This is a genomic window from Acinetobacter stercoris (assembly GCF_900323515.1).
GTDB classification, from domain to species: Bacteria; Pseudomonadota; Gammaproteobacteria; order Pseudomonadales; family Moraxellaceae; genus Acinetobacter; species Acinetobacter stercoris.
This window is the reverse complement of the sequence record NZ_OOGT01000374.1, coordinates 1-1,598: the sequence shown is the minus strand read 5'-3', so window position 1 is coordinate 1,598 and position 1,598 is coordinate 1. Positions and strand designations below refer to the sequence as shown.

Sequence of the window (1,598 nt, the reverse complement as noted above, 5' to 3'; positions counted from 1 at the left end):
CTTGTTATATTTTAAATTTCATTAAAAATAAAAACATAAATCATTGGTAAATTTATAAATCATATTGATATATCTTAACAAAGCCAATTTAACTGATATTCATTGCTGCTTTAATATCAATACGCGGAATAGTCAAGCCACTACGGCTATCATAGACAGACTTTCCGGTATTTTGCAAACGGACTATTGTCTGCTCGATTGTCTCATGTGAAAAACGTGAATTAGTTGCTCGTAATATGGCAATAGACGCAGCTACATGTGGAGAAGCCTGTGAAGTTCCACTATATGTATAACCACCAGCAGTCATCACAGCACCAGGGGCAAGTAACTGCACCACCCTTCCCATATTGCTAAAGCAGGTCACATGATCAGGGGAGGTATCTTCATCGTTACATTTTAAAAATGAAGATGATCCTGCATACCGAATACCTTGAGTATCGGTATCATAGACCGCCCCTACTGCAACAACACCAGAAACACATGATGGTACTGCTACACCATTACTGAAACCTTTATTACCCGAGGATGCTACAGGAATCACTCCAGAACCTCTTAAAGTCTGAATCGGGGTAGCAAAAACATTACCATCCTGTCCAGTAAGACTACAGTCACCAGTATGTTCTGTTGTATCCGCAATACTCATATTCACTGATTTGATATTAAGTTTTTGAGCATTATTAACCGTCCAATTAATACCAGCAATCACATCACTCCAGTATGTTTTATTTGAGCCGTCAGGTTGTCTAGTAAACACATCCAGTGAAGCAATTTTAGCTTCGGGTGCAACTTGCGCAACAATGGCAGAAACATTAGTGCCATGACCATCATCATCAAACCTGGAATCTTCGGAACTTACATCAAATGCATGTGACACTTTACATGTGGATGGAACACCGGGGCTAATACAGTCTCCAAAATCTGCATGTCGATAGTCTACACCTGTATCTAAAACAACTACTGTTGTTCCCTGTCCACCATAACCTGCTGTTGTAACTGTAGGCTGTCCAATCAGTGATAAATGATTTATATTCTGTGCATTAGCCCGACGGTTTGGATAAACTGCTTTCACTCGCGGATCATTCAATAATTTCACTAAACTATTACGATTATTTATCCGGTAAAACTTATACGGCAACCCATTATAATCACGTAATATTTGAATGCCATCTGCTTCACTATAGCTTTTGCTGAATAGAGATTTGCCAGTGCTCAATTTGGCACGCACATCTCGATTGACTACTTGGTGGGGAGAAATATCCGTATTAAATTCTACAATTAAATCATTTGAATCATTATTCAATAATGCTTCGCGATTGATTTGACCATTGAATATCTTTTTTTGTGCTGCCTCTGAGAGTCTGGTTTGAGCTTCAGATGGAGTAATTTGGGCAAAAGTATGTTGCCCTAATATACTCAGACCTAAAAATGCAAAAATAATCGAAGAGGATCTTTTCATTGTGTAACACCTTTTCCAAATGTAATTAAATATTTTTATAATCGAAGATAAATATTTAATTTCAATATGTTAATTTTATGTAATTTACTCATTTCAAAAGTTTTTATCATTTAAGGTTTCTAAACTATTTTCGATATATATG

General features: G+C 36.7%; 1 protein-coding gene. It reads right to left on the bottom strand.

Annotated elements, in window-relative coordinates:
- Positions 1–88 precede the first annotated feature (88 nt).
- A complete protein-coding gene (locus KPC_RS19605; RefSeq protein WP_121975979.1) occupies positions 89–1,456 on the bottom strand; it encodes a S8 family peptidase in 1,368 nt (455 codons plus the stop codon).
- Positions 1,457–1,598: the final 142 nt, after the last annotated feature.